Origin of the sequence: Pseudomonas sp. Irchel s3b2 (genome assembly GCF_900187445.1) — a bacterium.
GTDB lineage: Bacteria > Pseudomonadota > Gammaproteobacteria > Pseudomonadales > Pseudomonadaceae > Aquipseudomonas.
Genome location: NZ_FYEB01000010.1, coordinates 1 through 16,551 on the forward strand (window position 1 = coordinate 1; position 16,551 = coordinate 16,551).

Genomic DNA, 16,551 nt, shown 5'->3' on the forward strand with positions numbered 1-16,551 from the left:
CACGGGCCAGCTGGAAGGCATAAACAATCGAATAAAGGTCATTAAGCGGATGGCGTACGGTTACCGGGACAGCGAATTCTTTTTCATGAAGATCAAGAGCGTCTTTCCCGGTAATCCGTGAAGAACCTTTTTTTTGCCCTTGGAAAAGGTTTCGTCGATCAACGTACTTTTCCCATCCAGGCATTTTTCTGACCCGATCACTCGCCCCCAACCAAAATCCCCGATCCCGTGCAAGCCGCCAACCATCGGACGCGAAATCATTTCGCTACTAAACTCGGGACAAGCATGCTCAGGTGCAGGATCATAGCCAGCACGCGACCGACGCCTACCCGGCGGCAAGGTACACAACAATAGCCAGCCCACTTTAGAGGGCATTACCCAAATGGATAGCAGAACCTTACGTAACCTCATGCGCATTGTGCAGACCGGCTCATTGTCGGCGGCGGCAGAGCATTCCTGTTTGACCGTGCAGGCATTGGCCGCGCAGTTGAACAAGGTCGAAGAGCAGTTCGGTTTTCGGTTGTTTCGTCGCTCCAACAAGGGGCTGACTCTGACAACGCAGGGCACGGAGCTCACGCCCTACATGGACAAAGTGTTGGTCGCTACGCGGCAACTGGAAGAGAAAGTCGCCGCGCTCAAGGTGCCTGGGCAGCGCACGCTCAAGGTTGCGCTTAATACCACGCTCTCGGCCGACTTCAACCGGCGAATGATCGGACGCCTCTTTGAGGTTTTTCCTGATTATCAGCTGGAATTCAGCTACGCGGAGTCGATGGAAAACCTCAGTAAGTTGAAGAATGAAGACTTCGACCTGGCCGTGCTGATCGGCCCGCAGCAACCGGGGTTATCCAGCATTGCCCTGCCCGAGGTACAGGTGCAGGTGGTCGGTGCTCATTGCGGTCAGGAGAACGATCCGCTGATGCTGCTCGGCAATAAGGTTCAGGTTCGACCGGCCGACGATTGTCCGTATTCCCACAGCTTCTTGCGCTTTCTCGACTCCGGTCTTGGCAATTACGAGTCAGGCAAGCGGATGATCTATTCCTGCAGCGAGACCCTGACCCTGTCGTTGATCACGCAAATGGACGGCCTCGGCATGGTTTCCCGTGAGGCAGCCCTGCGTAACGGCTTGACCATTTTCCCGGGTTTCGAGGATTCCCTCGAAGTACGGCTGGCGGTCAATAACCCCGAGTTGTCGGGCCAGGCCCTGAACGACGTGGTCGCTCTGTCGCTACATGAACGATCCGAGCGCAATGTACGCAGCCGTCCCAACCGCCACACTGAGAAAGAGGTTTTTGCTGAAATACGCACATAACAACGTCGGAATCGCTGCATAGAATTCCGGGCGATCGAGCTGCACCTGTTGATCCTTGATCAACAGGGGCGTGAGGCTGATTGCAGCGACGATCGCCACCGGCAGGTATTCCAGCGCCCGGGCGACCAAGGGTGGCCAATGGTCAGTGCTCACCTGCAGCGGCAACGCGCGCGGCAGGAACGTCACGGCCATCATCAGCACGACGACCAGGATCAGGAACGTTTGGTCAGGCATACACCCACCCCGCAGCCCACGAATGTGGCGATGAATACGTTGAAGGGTGAATTGCCGACCAGGCTCAAGACACCCATGCAGGCGACCGCGGCCAGTGCGGCGATCAGTTTGTTGCGGGTGTTGCACAGCGATACCAGCACGTAGAGCATCATCGCGGTCAGCGCATAGTCGAGCTGATATTTGATCAGGTGCGCCGCGTACTGCGCGCAGATTGCGCCCAGCAAACCGCCCAGCACCCACGACGTGTGGCAATACAGATTGAAGCCGATCAGGTAACGCACATTGACCGGGGTGCCCTTGCCCAGTTTGACGCTGTGGAAGGCGAACGATTCATCGGTCAGCCCGCCCGCATAACACCAGCGCTCGAGACGACTGAGCCCCATTGCCTGCAAGGCCTTGGCCATGTAGACCGACATCAGCATGTGCCGTGCATTGATCAGAAACGTGGTGAGGATGATGGTGGTCAGCGACGCGCCGCTGGAGATCAGCGCCAGAGCAGCGAACTGCGAGGCACCGGCGTAGACGAACAAGCACATCGCGACCGGTAGCCACACGGGCAAACCGGCATTGACGGCCATCAAACCAAATACGAACGACACCGTGAAGTAACCCGCCACTACCGGGCTGGCTTCAGCGAAGGTGCGCGAGGGCTGGGGCTCGACCATTAGCGGCTGGCTGCTGGACGTCTCATTCATAGGTCCCTCTCAAAGGTCGTTTCGCCGCGTGGCTCGCAAAAGCCCTGGGCACTCCAAAAACGTTTGCCGGCAAGGTTAGCATCGTCGACAAACAGGAACATCCGCAGCACGCCCACCCGTTTCATGTCCGCCGAGGCCGCTTCCACCAGGCGCTGACCGACGCCTTGGGCGCGATACTGCGGGCTCACCGCCAAGTGATTGATGGTGCCACGGCTGCCGAGCATGCCGCCCAATACCGCGCCGACCACTTCGCCACAGACATCGACCGCGAGGAACGCGATGGTAGTTTTCTGCACCAACACACCGCGCAGGCATTTGGCGTCCTGCCATTCACAGAACGACACTTCTTCGAATTGCCGAAAGAAGCGCTCCAGGCGTTGGGCATCCTTGGCCGTCGCGCGCTGCAGCATCACCCGTGCGGGGCACTCGGCGATGTGCATCATGGGGTCTAGCTGTTCAGCGAACAATGTCGAAAGCGGTCCCGGGCCGCGAGAAGGAAATGGCCAGAATCTGCCGATAGGCCATTTCGTGAGCGTGGGTGTTGCGTGCCGGTGTCACGTAGTGACGCATGTCGCGATCGAGGAAGTAGGTGGTGTCGAGGATTTCCAGATAGGTCGTCACCGCCAATTGTTCCTCTTGGGCCGAATACAAACGGCTCTCCGCCCCATCCACGTTGTTGCGGCCCCAGAAATGCACACCGCTGAACGGATAACCGTCGCAGTGAATACCTTCCGGGGTGATTTCCAGTTGCTTGCCCGGCTTGATCTCGATGCGGATCTGATGAATCTGGCATTGCCAGATTTCGTCGTGCAACTCCGGCGGCAATACGTTTTTGTACACCTCGAAATCCGCATCGATGAGGCTGCGCATCACCGGCGAATTGATGACTTCATTAGAGAAATCCTGGAAGTGCCGCTCAAGTCCCCCGACATAGCTGTTGTTGGCCTTCGATTGCACGTAGGCGCGGTGTTCCAGCTGCTTCAAGTCACGGGTGACCGGGTTGTATTCGAAATCACTGTAACGACGGAAACGCATGCCCGCATCGGCCTGGCCGTAATAACTGTCCGGCTCCATGCTTTCCCAACTTTTGGTCAATCTGACGAAGTCGGAAAAATGACCGAAGAGATTGAAGTCGGCTCCCTTGACGTTGACATACTTGTCGCGCCGTAGCGATTCGCCAACTTCTCTGTTCAACACGATCATTACCAGGTCTCCGCTGCATTTAGCGGCTTAATCTAGTAGGTGCAGGATTTGCGGCCCATGAGAAAGAATTTCAGGCATATCAAGGGTTGCTTGAAACGCGGTATGAAATTGCTTTAATTCGACTTTTTATGAGGAAAACAGTCGTTTCAGATGCTTTTCCAGGGTTATGAGGCAAAAGAACCAAACCAGTCAGGAGTTTTTAAATTCAATGGGCACAGCCGTCGAGACCACAGATTTGAAACGCGGATGAAGACTCTTTTGCCACAAGTGACTGGTTCAACCATTGGGCGAAGGCTTGCGGCTTGCCGAGCCACGGGCCTATGTCGACCAGGGTGAACTGGCCATCCTGTTCCAGCGCGAAGGTCGGGAAACCCTGACCGCCAACATTTGCCAAGAGTGCGCGACTGTCCTTGATATGGCGCTCGGTGTCGGCTTCATTAAATGCCTGTTGGAACGCCTCAAGTTCAAGACCTGTCTGTATGGCGAGTTCCAGCAGAACGGCTTCGTCAGCGATGCGTCGACCCTCTACGTAATGAGCCGTCTGCAAACGCCCCAGCAACGCTAGACCGCGTCCAGCGATCTGCTCGGCTGCCAGCACGGCGGCAATCGGCGGCGCGGAATCGAACACCGCCGTCACATCGCGGAGCAAACCCTCAAAATACGCCTCACCAAACGGCTGGCCGGTGTACTCGGCAATGCGTCGATCGTGGGGCATAACGTAATTGCGCAGTTGTGGCGAAACGGTCTGGCGGTTGGCGCCGGTCATCATGCCGCCACCGTGGGCGATCACTGGCAATACGGCTTGGGCAGCCTGGACCAATGGTTTGGCGCCGTAACACCAGCCGCACAGAGGGTCGTAAATGTAGTGAAGGATCATGGGGAAAACTCCGGCAACAAAGTAAGAAAACTCAATGCCGGCAGATTAATCCCCAGACAGTTTCGGAAAAACGCTGGAATGGCTTTCAGTCTGTTTCATGAATCGGTCGAATACGCCCCTAATACTTTTGTACCAATCACGACATAACTTGAAACAATCAAACGAAGAAACCATTCAAGAACAATTAACGAAAGTAAATAACAAGCATTACCATTCGCGCCCTCGATTTTCTCTACCCTTCCGGATGCGCTTTAGATGCCTGCCCCCTTCCGCCTTACGCCCGTCACCCTTGGGCTCTCCGTTTTTTTGTCTGCCGGTTTTACCTGCGCCGCCACGACTGTTTTACCCGAGACCTCGATCAGCGCCGAAGCGCAAGCTGACGATCCACGCGTAAAGGAAACCAGCACTGCGACGCGCACTGCGACACCGGTGCGTTATGTGCCGCAGGCCATCGATTCGGTGAAAACCGCGAACGTGGTGGATTACGGCACTAACGATCTGGGCACGGCGCTGAGCGGTATCCCTAACGTCAGCAGTGGTGCCGACACCCGCTTCGATAGCCTGCGCATCCGTGGTTTCGACGCCAGCAACGACTTCTATCTCGATGGCATCCGTGACGACAGCCAGTACGTGCGCGACTTGCACAACATCGAACGCATCGAAGTCCTCAAAGGCCCGGCAGCGGTGTTGTATGGACGTGGCAGCCAAGGCGGGATCGTCAACCGGGTCAGCAAGCTGCCGGAGTTCGGCCGCCGCTCGACCCTTGAAGCCCAGGGCGGCAGCGACGATCTGCGTAGTCTTTATGCCGACCTCAGCACCGATCCGAGCGAGAACATCAGCCTGCGCCTGAACATGGGCAACATGGACCAAAACAGCTTCCGCGACGGTGTCAGCGGCAATCGCCAACTGTTCGCGCCGTCCATGAGCTGGCAACTGACGCCCGACCTGAACTGGTTGGTGCAATACGAATACAGCCGCTACAACCGTACGCCGGATCGCGGTATCCCAGGGGTCAATGGGCGCCCGGCGGACGTAGGACGGGACACGACCTACGGCAGCGAGCACGATTTCATCGACGACAAGTCGCAATCCCTGCGCTCGAAACTCAGCTATGAACTCAGCGATAACTGGCAGCTGCGCCATACCTTGGGTGTGTTCAAGCTCAACAGCGATTTCGACAACACTTACCTGACCGGTTACACCCCGGCAACCAACAAGGTCACTCGCCAGCACTGGCAGCAAGACCTGACCACCCGCAACGTCTATAACAACATCGAGCTGGAAGGCGGCTTCGACACACTCGGCCTGGAGCATCGCCTGCTGACCGGTATCGAGATCGGCAGCCAGCGTCGCGATCCGACGCTGTATAACGCAGCAACCTCCGGACCCGGTAGTTCCCCAGTACCGGCGCTGGACTTGTACAACCCGAATCGCGATTTGCGCCACACCGGGCGCATGCAGGTGTCGAGCAGCACCCATACCGAAGTCGAAAGCCGTGCGGTGTACGTGCAGGATCAACTGCGTCTGAACGATCAATGGCAACTGCTTGCCGGTTTGCGTTACGACACTTTTGATATCGAATCGACCAACAAGCTGCGGGGCATTTCCGAAGATCGTGACAGCCACAGCACCAGCCCGCGTGTAGGCGTGGTCTGGACGCCGCTGCAGAATCACTCCTTCTACGCATCCTGGACCAAGACCTTTTCCCCGGTCGGCGGCGGCTTGATCGGCATCACCCCAGGCGCGGCCGGCAACAGCAACGACCTGAGTCCCGAGCTGACCAAGCAGAAGGAAATCGGCGTGAAGAGCGACTGGCTCGACGATCGCCTGAGCACTACGCTGGCGATCTATGAACTGGAACTCTCCAACCGTCGCACCAGCGACCCGAACGATCCGACCGTGACATTGCTCACCGGCCTGCAACGCTCCCGCGGGATCGAGCTGACCGGCACCGGCAAGATCTCTGGCAACTGGTACGTGCGCGGTGGCGTGGGCGTACAGGACGCCACGGTCGAGAAGGATAACAACGGCTTCGAAGGCAAACGCATCAGCAACGTGGCTAAGCGCAACGGAAGCCTGTTCCTGACCTGGAAACCGGAAATGGGCTGGTACGCCGAAACCGGTTTGACCTTGGTGGGTCAGCGTTACGCCGACAACCTCAACACTACCGTGCTGCCAGGTTACGGCCGTTGGGATGCATTGGCCGGCTTCCGGCACAAGGATTGGGATTTGCGGGCGGCACTGAACAACATCACCGATCGCGAGTATTACTCGTCGGCCACCAGTGCGGCACAGATTCAACCTGGCGCACCACGGAGCCTGGTCGTGACCGGTACTTACAGCTTCTAAACACTGTTGATACGGTTTGGGTTGATCGTTCCCACGCTCTGCGTGGGAACGATCAATGATCTCCAGTGCTCATAAAACCTTTCGCCCATAAAAAAAGCGCCGCCTTCCCGGCAGCGCTTTTATCAATCCGTTGTTTTTCTTCTTATCCTTCCATCACATCCCACAGTGCTTCCAGTTCCGCCTCGCTGAATAAACCAGCGGGGTAGCGCTCGATCATCATCCGGCGCGGATCAGGTTCTCTGATCTGACGCGTTCCATTGGACTTCAACCATTGCGCCAAGACCTGGAGCGATTCGCTGTTAACTGCCAGGGGATGCAGTGCCCGCTCGCTCACGACGTTCATTTCGGCGTTCATCTCAGCGCTCTCTCCTGGTTTGTGAGCGGCTAACTTATCCAAGGTTTATGACAGAACATCGAAGTTCTCTCCCTCCCCGTGTTGCGCCATCGAAGATACAAGAGCTGTGCCAATGTTTTCGAAGTGTCGATAAGTGGATACAAAAAAGCCCGCGGTCCTGATGGGCTGCGGGCTTTCTGTGAAACAACGAGGCTGAATCGTTGCTCAATCGATTCTTCAATCAACTCAAGGTGTTACGACCTCACTCACTCCTTGTGCGGGGCTGGCTGTTGTTGGGTAAGGCAGTGGATGTTACCGCCCCCCAGTAACAATTCACGACCCGGCACCATGACCACTTCGTGTTGCGGGAACAACCTCTGCAAAATCTCTTTGGCCGGACCATCCAAGGGGTCGTCGAAGCTCGGCGCGATGATGCCGCCGTTGACGATCAGGAAGTTCACGTAAGAGCCGGCCAGACGAACGGTCGGATTGCGTTCCTGAGTGCCATCCACCGGATCGACACCTGCGCACTCGTCTTCAGTTGCGTACAGCGGCCCCGGAATCGGCATCTTGTGCACCGTGAACGGGCGCCCCTTGGCATCGGTGCTGTTTTGCAGCACGTTCATTGCCGCCTGGCAGCGCGGGTAGTTCGGGTCCTGCGGGTCGTCGGTCCAGGCCAGCAGTACTTCGCCCGGACGCACGTAGCAGCAGAAGTTATCCACATGGCCGTCGGTTTCGTCGTTGAACAAACCGTCTGGCAACCAGATGATTTTATCCACAGCCAGATTGGCGCTGAGCACCGCTTCGATCTGCGTGCGGTCCATGTGCGGATTGCGATTGCGGTTGAGCAGGCACTCTTCGGTAGTGATCAGGGTGCCTTCGCCATCGACATGGATCGAACCGCCTTCGAGCACAAAACCCTCGGTGCGGTAGCGCGGGCTGCGCTCGATTTCGAGGATCTTGCCCGCCACCTGCGAGTCACGGTTCCACGGCGAATACAGACCACCGTCGAAACCGCCCCAGGCATTGAAGTCCCAATCCACACCACGGACTTCGCCGCGGTTGTTGATGACGAACGTCGGGCCAGTGTCCCGAACCCAGGCGTCATCGCTGGACATCTCCACCACACGAATATTCGGCACGTCGAGACGGGCATGAGCATTTTCATACTGGCCAGCGGAGACCGCCACGGTCACCGGTTCGAATCGCGCGATGGCCTTGGCCACCGCCACATGCGCGGCTTGCGCCGGTTTGCCGCCCAGGCGCCAGTTGTCCGGGCGCTCGGGCCAGACCATCCAGGTCTGGGTCTGTGGCGCCCATTCGGCTGGCATGTAAAAGCCGTCGGTGCGAGGGGTGCTGTTCAACGTGGTCATGGTTCAGGACTCCAGGGAACCGTCGAGGGTTTTGATCGCGCCATACAGGTTCGGACGACGGTCACGGAATGAGCCCCATGCGCTGCGGATGTGCTCCAACTCATCGAGGTCGAAGCTGTGAACCAGAATGCCTTCTTCTGTTTCGTTCAGCTCTTGGACTTTCTCGCCAAACGGGTTGGCAATGAACGATGAGCCGTAGAAGGTAATGTCGTAGCCGTCCTGCTCTTCGTTGCCGATGCGGTTGCTGGCGATCAGCGGCATCAGGTTCGCACCGGCATGGCCTTGTTGCACGCGCTGCCAGTGGTCGCGGGACGAAATGGTCTTGTCATGTGGCTCGCTGCCGATGGCGGTCGGGTAGAACAGGATTTCCGCACCTTGCAGCGCCATGCTGCGGGCGCACTCAGGGAACCACTGATCCCAGCAGATGCCCACGCCAATTTTTGCGTAACGGGTATTCCAGACTTTGAAGCCGGTATCGCCCGGGTTGAAGTAGTACTTTTCGTGGTAGCCAGGGCCGTCCGGGATGTGGCTTTTACGATAAATCCCGAGGTTGCTGCCGTCGGCATCGATGATCGCGATGCTGTTGAAACGTGCGCGGCCGGCCAGTTCGTAGAAGCTGATCGGCAGAACGACCTGCAGTTCTTTGGCGACTTTCTGGAAGTGCTTGATGGCGACGTTATCTTCAACCGTCGTAGCCAGTTGCAGATAGTCCGGGTTCGGCTTCTGGCAGAAGTACGGCGCCTCGAACAGCTCCTGGATCAAGATGATTTGCGCGCCTTTCGCCGCAGCCTCACGGACCAGCTTCTCAGCGGTCTCAATGTTGGCCTCAAGGTCCCAGGAACAGGCCATCTGGGTAGCGGCGACGGTAACGATACGGCTCATGAATCATCTCCTGGGCAAGTGCTTGAGGGTCGAGAGTGGCATCGACCGATGACAGAAAGAGGTAGCACCGGGCGTGGTTTGTCCACACCGTGGGCAGTGGCGACTTTATAGCCGATAAAAATCGGCTTTTAAAGCAATAAATATTCTTTCTGTCTAAAATTACTCACTTAAACCCGATAACAATCGATATTTATGTATGTCTTTATGACGCCTTCGCGGGCAAGCCTCGCTCCTACGGGGGGTTATGCCGTGCGGATACAATCCGCGAACAACACAAATCCTGTAGGAGCGAGGCTTGCCCGCGAAAGCGATATCAAGTCTTACAACCCTTCGTCCAAGACCTTCGAGAGCATGTCGACAAAGAAATCCACACTCTGACGCGAGGTAACCATCGGCGGCTTGATCTTGAGGATGTTCAGGTAATCACCCGTCGGCTGCATGAAGATCCCCAACTCACGAAGACGATCGCACAACGCCGTGGTTTCTTCGGTCGCAGGCTCCAGGGTTTCTCGATTGCGAATCAACTCCACGCCCAGATAGAAGCCGGAACCATGCACCGCTCCTACCAACGGATGCCGATCAATCAACGCTTCAAGACGCTCCTTGAAATACCCGCCCACGACTTGGGCGTTTTCCCAGAGTTTTTCTTCTTCCATCACATCCAGCACTGCCATGCCAATCTGGCAACTGACCGGGCTGCCACCGGCCGACGAGAAAAAGTAACCCTCGGCCTCCAGCGCTTCGGCAATTTCCCGACGAGTGATCACCGCGCCCAACGGCTGGCCGTTACCCATGCCTTTGGCCATGGTGATGATGTCCGGCACCACACCCTGCTCCTCGAAGCCCCAGAAGAATGTGCCCATGCGGCCATAACCGACCTGCACCTCATCGGCGATGCATACCCCGCCCTGAGCGCGAACCAATGCATAGACCTGTTTCAAATAGCCCGGCGGCAGCGAGATACCGCCGGCATTGCCGTACACCGGCTCGCAGATGAAACCGGCCAATTGGCGCTTTTGCTCGGCGATTTTCGCCAGGTTGTGTTCAACGCTACGCACGTAGTCCGGTGCGCTGTCGACGCCACGAAACTCACCGCGATAGGTGTTTGGCGCAGTCACCGGATGCACCCAGTCCGGACGGCTGCTCAGGGCCTTGGGGTTGTCGGCAATCGAGGTAGAGACCGCATCCGCCGCCACCGACCAGCCGTGATACGCCTCCAACACGCTGAGCATGTCGCGACCGCCGCTGTAGGCCCAGGCCAGGCGGATCGCCAAGTCATTGGCCTCGGTGCCGCTGTTGACCAGAAATACGCGATCCATATTGTCCGGTGCCAGCTTCAGCAAGCGCTCGGAAAATTCGGCAATCGCCGCGTAGTGAAAACGCGAGTTGGTGTTGAGCAGCGACCACTGTCGGCTGGCGACGGCGGCCATGCGCGGATGGCCATGACCCAGGACCGCGACATTGTTGAGCATGTCGAGGTAAGAGCGGCCCTGCATGTCGATCAGGTGATTGCGCCAGCCTCGCTCGATGCGCGGCGGGTCGACGTAATAGTGCTTCTGGGAGCGAGCGAAACTCGCGTCGCGGCGGGCCAGCAACGTCTGCGGGTTGAGTTCCTCTTCCGCATCGCAGGCCAGGCCCAGCAATGCGGCAGGTGAAGGACATAACGCCTGCCAGGCTGCGGCGCGTGAAGGCGTGCAAAACAACGGCGCGTGCAGTTGAGCGCTTCGACACAACTGCACGATCAACGGCCCGCTGACCGAACCCAGCACCTGGCCTTTGACCAGTGCTGCGCCACTGCGCATGGATGGAGTCACACCCCACAATCGGACGCTCAGTTCCGGGCCATCCAGTTGCAGCAGGTTTTCCCCTTCAATATGGATAACGCCGGCAAACGGTGCTTCGACCGCCGTGCCGTCGGGCACTCGCAACGCAACGTGTAACGGGAAAGTATCCGGTTCGCTGGCACTGTCCGGTCGGGTTTGAGACAGACGATATTGGCCATATCGACTGGCCGCCAGACCGTGAGCAGCGGCGGCCTCCGTCAACAGACGCAGATCGATCCCCTCCTGCTCCCAGTTACCCGCCTCGAAATGTGGGCTGAGCACGCCCAGATCGATCAAAGCAAATTCGCGCCCCACCAGACTCGGCAACAATGGCGTGAAGCCTTCACTGCCGATGCTCGGCAGGCTTTGACCGACTGCGGCAAGAATCGCCGCCTCCATCAACGCCAATGGCACCGACGTAGCAACGCGGAAAATCTCCCACTCATGGGTCAGGTTGTCGCGACTGTACTCATTTCCCGGATCGATGCTGACCTGCTGCTCGCCACTCAGCACCAGCACCGCCGAGCGGGCGACGATCAGCGGCCATAGCGCCAGCAACTCTTCATGCTGCAACTGATTGACCGCGTGATAAGCCCGAATCGCCGGCAAAATATAGAACGGATCGCCATCGGCATGGTGCAGCAGCGCGGCGCAGGTCACCGACAGATCAGTGATCCGCCAGGTTCGGACCAGATCGCCGAAATCGATCACGCCCTGCAACTGCCATTGGCGCTGGGAATCCCGCTGCCAGACCACGTTGTCGTCAGTGATGTCCATGTGAATCGCCTGCACCGGCAACTTACCCACCAGCGGTTGCAAATGGCGCTCAGCCTGTTCGGCCGCCTCAACAATCAATTCTCGCTGCCGATCATCCTTGATCACCGGCAGCAAATGCGCGATCAACGCGTTGGCGTGGCGGGCGTCCCATTGAAGGGTGCGCTCAAGGCCCGGATGATCGAAACCGGCCAGCGCCAGGTCCATTTCGCCGCAGAGCCGACCGAAACCGGTGACCACTGAATGGCTTAGATGATTGAGGTGCGTCAGGGATTGGCCGTCGATGTAGTCGAGCAGGCGCACGTGCACTGCTTGGCCCCCAACCTCAAGTGAGAGCAAGTCTGCGCCATTTTTCGCAGCAATCACTCCAGGCACCGGCACCCCGGAATGTTCCGCCAGATGCTTGAGCCCTGCGTGCTGGGCTTGAAGCTCCAGCGCCGAATAATCGCCACGACAGATTTTCAGGACGAAACGCCCCTGATCACTGTCGACCCGGTAGTTGAGATCCTGCTGGCTCCCAAGCGTCTGCAACCGCCCGCTCAGCCCGTAATGTTCCTCCAGCAGCTCAAGCGCTTGCGCCGCAGACACGTGAGGGCTCGGCAAACTGGCGCGGTGAATCAAAGTAGCGAGCGGCATACAACGACCCCTGAAATTTTATTAGGCGCTTATATCGCCACTGCTTGGGGCGATACGCAACCCCCTCCCTGGTTGGCGCGAATCAAATGTCCACGCAACTCTCTTTATGCCCCACTCGCACCAACCACCACTTTGCGTAAGAATGTCGGCCATCACACCTTCTGCTGGAGAAACACCATGAATGTAGTCACCACCGACCTGCCCGGTGTTCTGATCCTCGAACCCAAGGTATTTGGTGACGAGCGCGGCTTCTTCTATGAGAGCTTCAACGCCAAGGCTTTCGAAGAAGCGACCGGTCTGAATACCCAATTCGTTCAGGACAACCATTCCCGCTCGCAAAAAGGCGTACTGCGCGGTTTGCATTACCAGCTGGAAAACACTCAGGGCAAACTGGTCCGCGTCACCGTCGGTGAAGTGCTGGACGTGGCGGTGGACATTCGCCGCAGCTCACCGCATTTCGGCAAATGGGTGGCGGTGCGCCTGTCCGCTGACAATCATCGCCAACTCTGGGTACCGGAAGGTTTCGCCCATGGTTTTGTGGTGTTGAGTGATTTCGCCGAGTTCCTCTACAAAACCACCGACTACTACACGCCGTCGGCCGAGCGCAGCATTCGCTGGGACGATCCGGACCTGGGCATCGACTGGCAGCTGGACGAAGCACCGAAACTGTCGGCCAAGGATCAGGCCGCCGCGCTCCTCAAGGACGCTGACGTCTTTTCCTGAATGCCTGTGTGAATCTTCACCGCCAGCGCGCACTTGATCCCAGGTGCGCAGACTGCGCCCGCAAGCCTAGGCATAATGCATCTGTCCCCCCAGGCGCTTGATGCTCATGACACCGACTCTCCCTCGCAGACCCCGCTGGCGCAGCCTGGCGCTTTTAGCGCTGTGCCTGGCGCCCTTGCTGTGGCCGCTGGAGCATCTGGCCGAGCGCTATTACCGCAGCGAACTGGCTGGGCAAAACCGTCAGACCCTCGACCTCTACGTCGCCAACCTGCTGGGCACCCTGCACCGGTATGAAGTGTTGCCGCAGATTCTCGGCGAGTTGCCCGCGCTACGTGCGACATTGTCTGCTCCCGATGAGGGTGTGGTTCAAGGCAATGCCAATCGCCTGCTGAAAAACATCAGCGCCCAGACCGGCGCCGAAGTCATGTACCTGATGGACACCACCGGCAAGACACTGGCGGCTTCCAATTGGGACAAACACGACAGCTTCGTCGGCCGCAATTTCGCTTTCCGTCCTTATTTCAGTGAAGCCATGGCCGGACGTCTGGGGCGTTTCTTCGGCCTGGGCACCACCTCGGCCAAACGCGGTTACTTCTTTGCGGCGGCAATACGTGATCGCGAAAAAATCATTGGTGTGCTGGTCATCAAGGTTGACCTCGACCACACCGAAAGCCTCTGGGGCAAAACCCCGGAACAACTGCTGGTCACCGACCACAATGGCGTGGTCATCCTCACGTCGAGGCCCGAGTGGCGTTTCCGCTCGACGCGCCCATTGAGCGACGCAGAGCGCGAGGCCATCACCGCCATTCAACCCTACCCGACCCGCGATCCCAAGCCGTTGAATCTCGACGCCAACGCCTGGCTGACCCAAACCCGGCAGATCGAAGAAACCGGCTGGAGCGTCAGTATCCTTGCGCCGCGTACCCTGATCGACCGCCCGGTACGCACGGTCGTGGCCATCGGCGGCGCAACGCTGTTGGTATTGATGTTGCTGCTCGGCCTGATGATGCAACGCCGACGCCATTACCTGGAGCGGATCGCCTTCGAAGGCAAGGCCCGCCAGGAATTGGAAGGCCGGGTCGCCGAACGGACCAGCGACCTCGAAGGCCTCAACCGTCGACTGAAGCAGGAAGTGCTGGAGCGCGAACACGCTCAGCAGGAACTGGTGCGCGCTCAGGATGACCTGGTACAGGCCGGCAAGCTCTCGGCGCTGGGGACGATGTCGGCGAGCATCAGCCATGAACTCAACCAACCGCTGGCGGCGATCCGCAGCTATGCGGAAAACGCCGAAATACTGCTCGATCATCAGCGCACCGAAGATGCCCGCGGCAATCTCAAGCTGATCAGCGAATTGACCGGGCGCATGGCGTCGATCATCGCCCACCTGCGCGCCTTCGCCCGACGTGATCGCCACGCCCCGGAAAGCGTGGCACTGCAACCGGCACTGGACGATGCGCTGGCGTTATTGGCCAAGCGTCGGCGCAGCATGGAAGTCGAGCTGATCCGTGACCTGCCGGCCGCTACCCTGTGGGTCGAGGCCGGTGAAACCCGTCTGCGCCAGGTACTCGGTAATCTGCTGGCCAATGCCCTCGATGCCCTGACGGAAAAAGGCCCGCCGCGTAAACTCTGGTTGAGTGCCGAGTCCACCGCCGACGGCGTCAATCTGTACATTCGCGACAATGGCCCCGGGTTCTGCATGGAAGCGCTGGGTCGTGCCGGCGAGCCTTTCTACACCACCAAGACCCGCACTCAGGGGCTTGGGTTGGGGCTGGCGATCTGCGACACCTTGATGCGCGCCTTCGGTGGTGAACTGTCGTTCTCCAACCACAAGGAAGGTGGCGCCCTGATTACCCTGAAACTGCGCGCAGGCGCACCGGGCGTGAGCCTGCAACCGTCCGAGGACCGAAGTGCATGACCATCGACAACCGCATTCAGGTCGTGTTGATCGACGACGATCCCCACCTGCGCCAGGCCCTGAGCCAGACCCTGGACCTGGCCGGCCTGAAGATTCTGCCGCTGGCTGAAGCCAAAGGCCTGGCCGGGCAACTGGAACGCGACTGGCCCGGCGTGGTGGTCAGTGACATCCGCATGCCGGGCATGGACGGCCTTGAACTGTTGACTGAACTCCACGCCCAGGATCGGGAGCTACCGGTGTTGCTGATCACCGGCCACGGCGATGTGCCACTGGCCGTACAAGCCATGCGCGCCGGGGCTTATGACTTTCTGGAAAAGCCTTTCGCCAGCGACGCCCTGCTCGACAGCGTGCGTCGTGCCCTGGACCTGCGCCGATTGGTGCTGGACAACCGCAGCCTGCGCCTGGCCCTGAGCGATCGCAACGAACTGAGCGCTCGACTGGTCGGGCAATCAGCTCCGATGCTGCGCCTGCGCGAGCAGATCGGGGCTCTGGCGGCGACCAAGGCGGACGTGCTGATCCTCGGCGAAACCGGTGCGGGTAAAGAAGTGGTCGCCCGCGCGCTGCACGATTTGTCGAGTCGGCGTAACGGCCCGTTCGTGGCGATCAACGCCGGAGCCCTGGCCGAGTCGGTGGTGGAAAGCGAGCTGTTCGGTCACGAACCCGGTGCGTTTACCGGCGCGCAGAAGCGCCGTATCGGCAAGTTCGAATTTGCCAATGGCGGCACGTTGTTCCTCGATGAAATCGAAAGCATGAGCCTGGACGTGCAGGTGAAATTGCTGCGCTTGCTGCAAGAGCGGATTGTCGAGCGCTTGGGTGGCAACCAACTGATCCCGCTGGACATTCGCATCATCGCCGCGACCAAGGAAGACCTGCGTCAATCCGCCGATCAGGGGCGCTTCCGTGCCGACTTGTATTACCGCCTGAATGTCGCGCCGTTACGCATTCCGCCATTGCGCGAGCGGAGCGAAGATGTGCTGATGCTATTCCAGCATTTCGCCGATGAAGCCAGCGCCCGCCACGGTTTACCACCCCACGAATTGCAGCCGGGGCACCGGGCGCTGCTACTGCGCCACACCTGGCCAGGTAATGTGCGGGAACTGCAGAATGCCGCCGAGCGTTTTGCCTTGGGCCTGGAACTGGCACTGGACAACAGTGCACCGGATGGCGGCGTTGGCAGTACGGTTGAAGTGGTCAGCGGCGGTCTGAGCGAGCAAGTGGAGAACTTCGAGAAGAGCCTGATTGCCGCCGAACTGACGCGCTCGCACAGCTCCGTGCGCAGCCTCGCCGAAGCGCTCGGCATTCCGCGCAAAACCTTGCATGACAAACTGCGCAAGCATGGCCTGAACTTCGGCGACAGTGGCGCCAGCAACCCCACCGACGACCTCGATTGAGCTACCGTAAAATCATCCTCTTCAAACAAAAGG

General features: G+C 58.9%; 15 protein-coding genes. 6 read left to right on the plus strand and 9 right to left on the minus strand.

The genetic code is table 11. The features are described 5' to 3' along the window. On the plus strand, positions 1-121 hold a 121-nt coding region (locus tag CKW20_RS19615), incomplete at its 5' end, for a transposase (protein WP_141228961.1). A 261-nt stretch (positions 122-382) separates the two neighbouring features. Next, a complete protein-coding gene (locus tag CKW20_RS19620) occupies positions 383-1,309 on the plus strand; it encodes a LysR family transcriptional regulator (protein WP_095054399.1) in 927 nt (308 codons plus the stop codon). On the opposite strand, the gene CKW20_RS19625 is transcribed toward CKW20_RS19620, so the two are convergent. The 5 genes from CKW20_RS19625 to CKW20_RS19645 form a co-directional block, all read right to left on the minus strand. Next, on the minus strand, positions 1,226-1,543 hold the full coding sequence (locus CKW20_RS19625; protein ID WP_038978526.1) for an AzlD domain-containing protein: 318 nt from the start codon (positions 1,541-1,543) through the stop codon (positions 1,226-1,228). The two genes, CKW20_RS19620 and CKW20_RS19625, sit on opposite strands and share 84 nt — an antisense overlap. Further along, positions 1,522-2,238: an AzlC family ABC transporter permease gene (locus CKW20_RS19630; RefSeq protein WP_095054400.1), complete on the minus strand. Its 717-nt coding sequence runs from the start codon at positions 2,236-2,238 to the stop codon at positions 1,522-1,524. Before CKW20_RS19630 ends, CKW20_RS19625 begins: the two co-directional genes overlap by 22 nt. Next, complete coding sequence (locus CKW20_RS19635; protein WP_176466933.1) at positions 2,235-2,648, minus strand: GNAT family N-acetyltransferase; 414 nt, start codon at positions 2,646-2,648, stop codon at positions 2,235-2,237. Before CKW20_RS19635 ends, CKW20_RS19630 begins: the two co-directional genes overlap by 4 nt. A 46-nt stretch (positions 2,649-2,694) precedes the next feature. Continuing rightward, on the minus strand, positions 2,695-3,441 hold the full coding sequence (locus tag CKW20_RS19640; RefSeq protein ID WP_095054401.1) for a 2OG-Fe dioxygenase family protein: 747 nt from the start codon (positions 3,439-3,441) through the stop codon (positions 2,695-2,697). Between the two features lie 205 nt (positions 3,442-3,646). After that, positions 3,647-4,318 carry a DsbA family protein gene (locus CKW20_RS19645; protein ID WP_095054402.1) on the minus strand — a complete coding sequence of 224 codons (672 nt, stop codon included), beginning with the start codon at positions 4,316-4,318 and terminating at the stop codon, positions 3,647-3,649. A 255-nt stretch (positions 4,319-4,573) separates the two neighbouring features. On the opposite strand from CKW20_RS19645, the gene CKW20_RS19650 reads away from it, so the two are divergent. Further along, positions 4,574-6,667: a TonB-dependent siderophore receptor gene (locus tag CKW20_RS19650; protein ID WP_095054403.1), complete on the plus strand. Its 2,094-nt coding sequence runs from the start codon at positions 4,574-4,576 to the stop codon at positions 6,665-6,667. 142 nt (positions 6,668-6,809) lie between these two features. Here the strand turns inward: CKW20_RS19650 and CKW20_RS19655 are convergent, their stop codons facing one another. The 4 genes from CKW20_RS19655 to CKW20_RS19670 form a co-directional block, all read right to left on the minus strand. Further along, the gene (locus CKW20_RS19655; RefSeq protein ID WP_030129326.1) at positions 6,810-7,022 is read right to left on the minus strand and encodes a hypothetical protein; all 213 of its coding nucleotides are present in this window, start codon (positions 7,020-7,022) and stop codon (positions 6,810-6,812) included. Between the two features lie 245 nt (positions 7,023-7,267). Beyond that, positions 7,268-8,374, minus strand: a complete 1,107-nt coding sequence (aguA, locus tag CKW20_RS19660; RefSeq protein ID WP_095054404.1) for an agmatine deiminase — start codon at positions 8,372-8,374, stop codon at positions 7,268-7,270. A gap of 3 nt (positions 8,375-8,377) precedes the next feature. Then, entirely contained in the window at positions 8,378-9,256 is an 879-nt protein-coding gene (gene aguB / locus CKW20_RS19665) for an N-carbamoylputrescine amidase (protein WP_095054405.1), read from the minus strand. Positions 9,257-9,576: 320 nt separating this feature from the next. Next, positions 9,577-12,489, minus strand: a complete 2,913-nt coding sequence (locus tag CKW20_RS19670; protein WP_095054406.1) for an aminotransferase — start codon at positions 12,487-12,489, stop codon at positions 9,577-9,579. 177 nt (positions 12,490-12,666) lie between these two features. On the opposite strand from CKW20_RS19670, the gene rfbC reads away from it, so the two are divergent. The 3 genes from rfbC to CKW20_RS19685 all read left to right on the plus strand — a co-directional run bounded on the left by rfbC (position 12,667) and on the right by CKW20_RS19685 (position 16,518). Continuing rightward, the gene (gene rfbC / locus CKW20_RS19675) at positions 12,667-13,212 is read left to right on the plus strand and encodes a dTDP-4-dehydrorhamnose 3,5-epimerase (protein ID WP_095054407.1); all 546 of its coding nucleotides are present in this window, start codon (positions 12,667-12,669) and stop codon (positions 13,210-13,212) included. A gap of 106 nt (positions 13,213-13,318) precedes the next feature. Beyond that, the gene (locus CKW20_RS19680) at positions 13,319-15,127 is read left to right on the plus strand and encodes an ATP-binding protein (RefSeq protein WP_095054408.1); all 1,809 of its coding nucleotides are present in this window, start codon (positions 13,319-13,321) and stop codon (positions 15,125-15,127) included. Next, positions 15,124-16,518, plus strand: a complete 1,395-nt coding sequence (locus CKW20_RS19685; protein WP_095054409.1) for a sigma-54 dependent transcriptional regulator — start codon at positions 15,124-15,126, stop codon at positions 16,516-16,518. The genes CKW20_RS19680 and CKW20_RS19685 overlap by 4 nt, the downstream gene beginning before the upstream one ends. Positions 16,519-16,551 lie beyond the last annotated feature (33 nt).

Excerpts from the sequence above, each read along its gene's own strand:
- CKW20_RS19620 (WP_095054399.1), top strand. The coding sequence starts at position 383 with ATGGATAGCAGAACCTTACGTAACCTCATGCGCATTGTGCAGACCGGC.
- CKW20_RS19625 (WP_038978526.1), bottom strand. The coding sequence starts at position 1,543 with ATGCCTGACCAAACGTTCCTGATCCTGGTCGTCGTGCTGATGATGGCC.
- CKW20_RS19630 (WP_095054400.1), bottom strand. The coding sequence starts at position 2,238 with ATGAATGAGACGTCCAGCAGCCAGCCGCTAATGGTCGAGCCCCAGCCC.
- CKW20_RS19635 (WP_176466933.1), bottom strand. The coding sequence starts at position 2,648 with ATGCTGCAGCGCGCGACGGCCAAGGATGCCCAACGCCTGGAGCGCTTC.
- CKW20_RS19640 (WP_095054401.1), bottom strand. The coding sequence starts at position 3,441 with ATGATCGTGTTGAACAGAGAAGTTGGCGAATCGCTACGGCGCGACAAG.
- CKW20_RS19645 (WP_095054402.1), bottom strand. The coding sequence starts at position 4,318 with ATGATCCTTCACTACATTTACGACCCTCTGTGCGGCTGGTGTTACGGC.
- CKW20_RS19650 (WP_095054403.1), top strand. The coding sequence starts at position 4,574 with ATGCCTGCCCCCTTCCGCCTTACGCCCGTCACCCTTGGGCTCTCCGTT.
- CKW20_RS19655 (WP_030129326.1), bottom strand. The coding sequence starts at position 7,022 with ATGAACGCCGAAATGAACGTCGTGAGCGAGCGGGCACTGCATCCCCTG.
- aguA (WP_095054404.1), bottom strand. The coding sequence starts at position 8,374 with ATGACCACGTTGAACAGCACCCCTCGCACCGACGGCTTTTACATGCCA.
- aguB (WP_095054405.1), bottom strand. The coding sequence starts at position 9,256 with ATGAGCCGTATCGTTACCGTCGCCGCTACCCAGATGGCCTGTTCCTGG.
- CKW20_RS19670 (WP_095054406.1), bottom strand. The coding sequence starts at position 12,489 with ATGCCGCTCGCTACTTTGATTCACCGCGCCAGTTTGCCGAGCCCTCAC.
- rfbC (WP_095054407.1), top strand. The coding sequence starts at position 12,667 with ATGAATGTAGTCACCACCGACCTGCCCGGTGTTCTGATCCTCGAACCC.
- CKW20_RS19680 (WP_095054408.1), top strand. The coding sequence starts at position 13,319 with ATGACACCGACTCTCCCTCGCAGACCCCGCTGGCGCAGCCTGGCGCTT.
- CKW20_RS19685 (WP_095054409.1), top strand. The coding sequence starts at position 15,124 with ATGACCATCGACAACCGCATTCAGGTCGTGTTGATCGACGACGATCCC.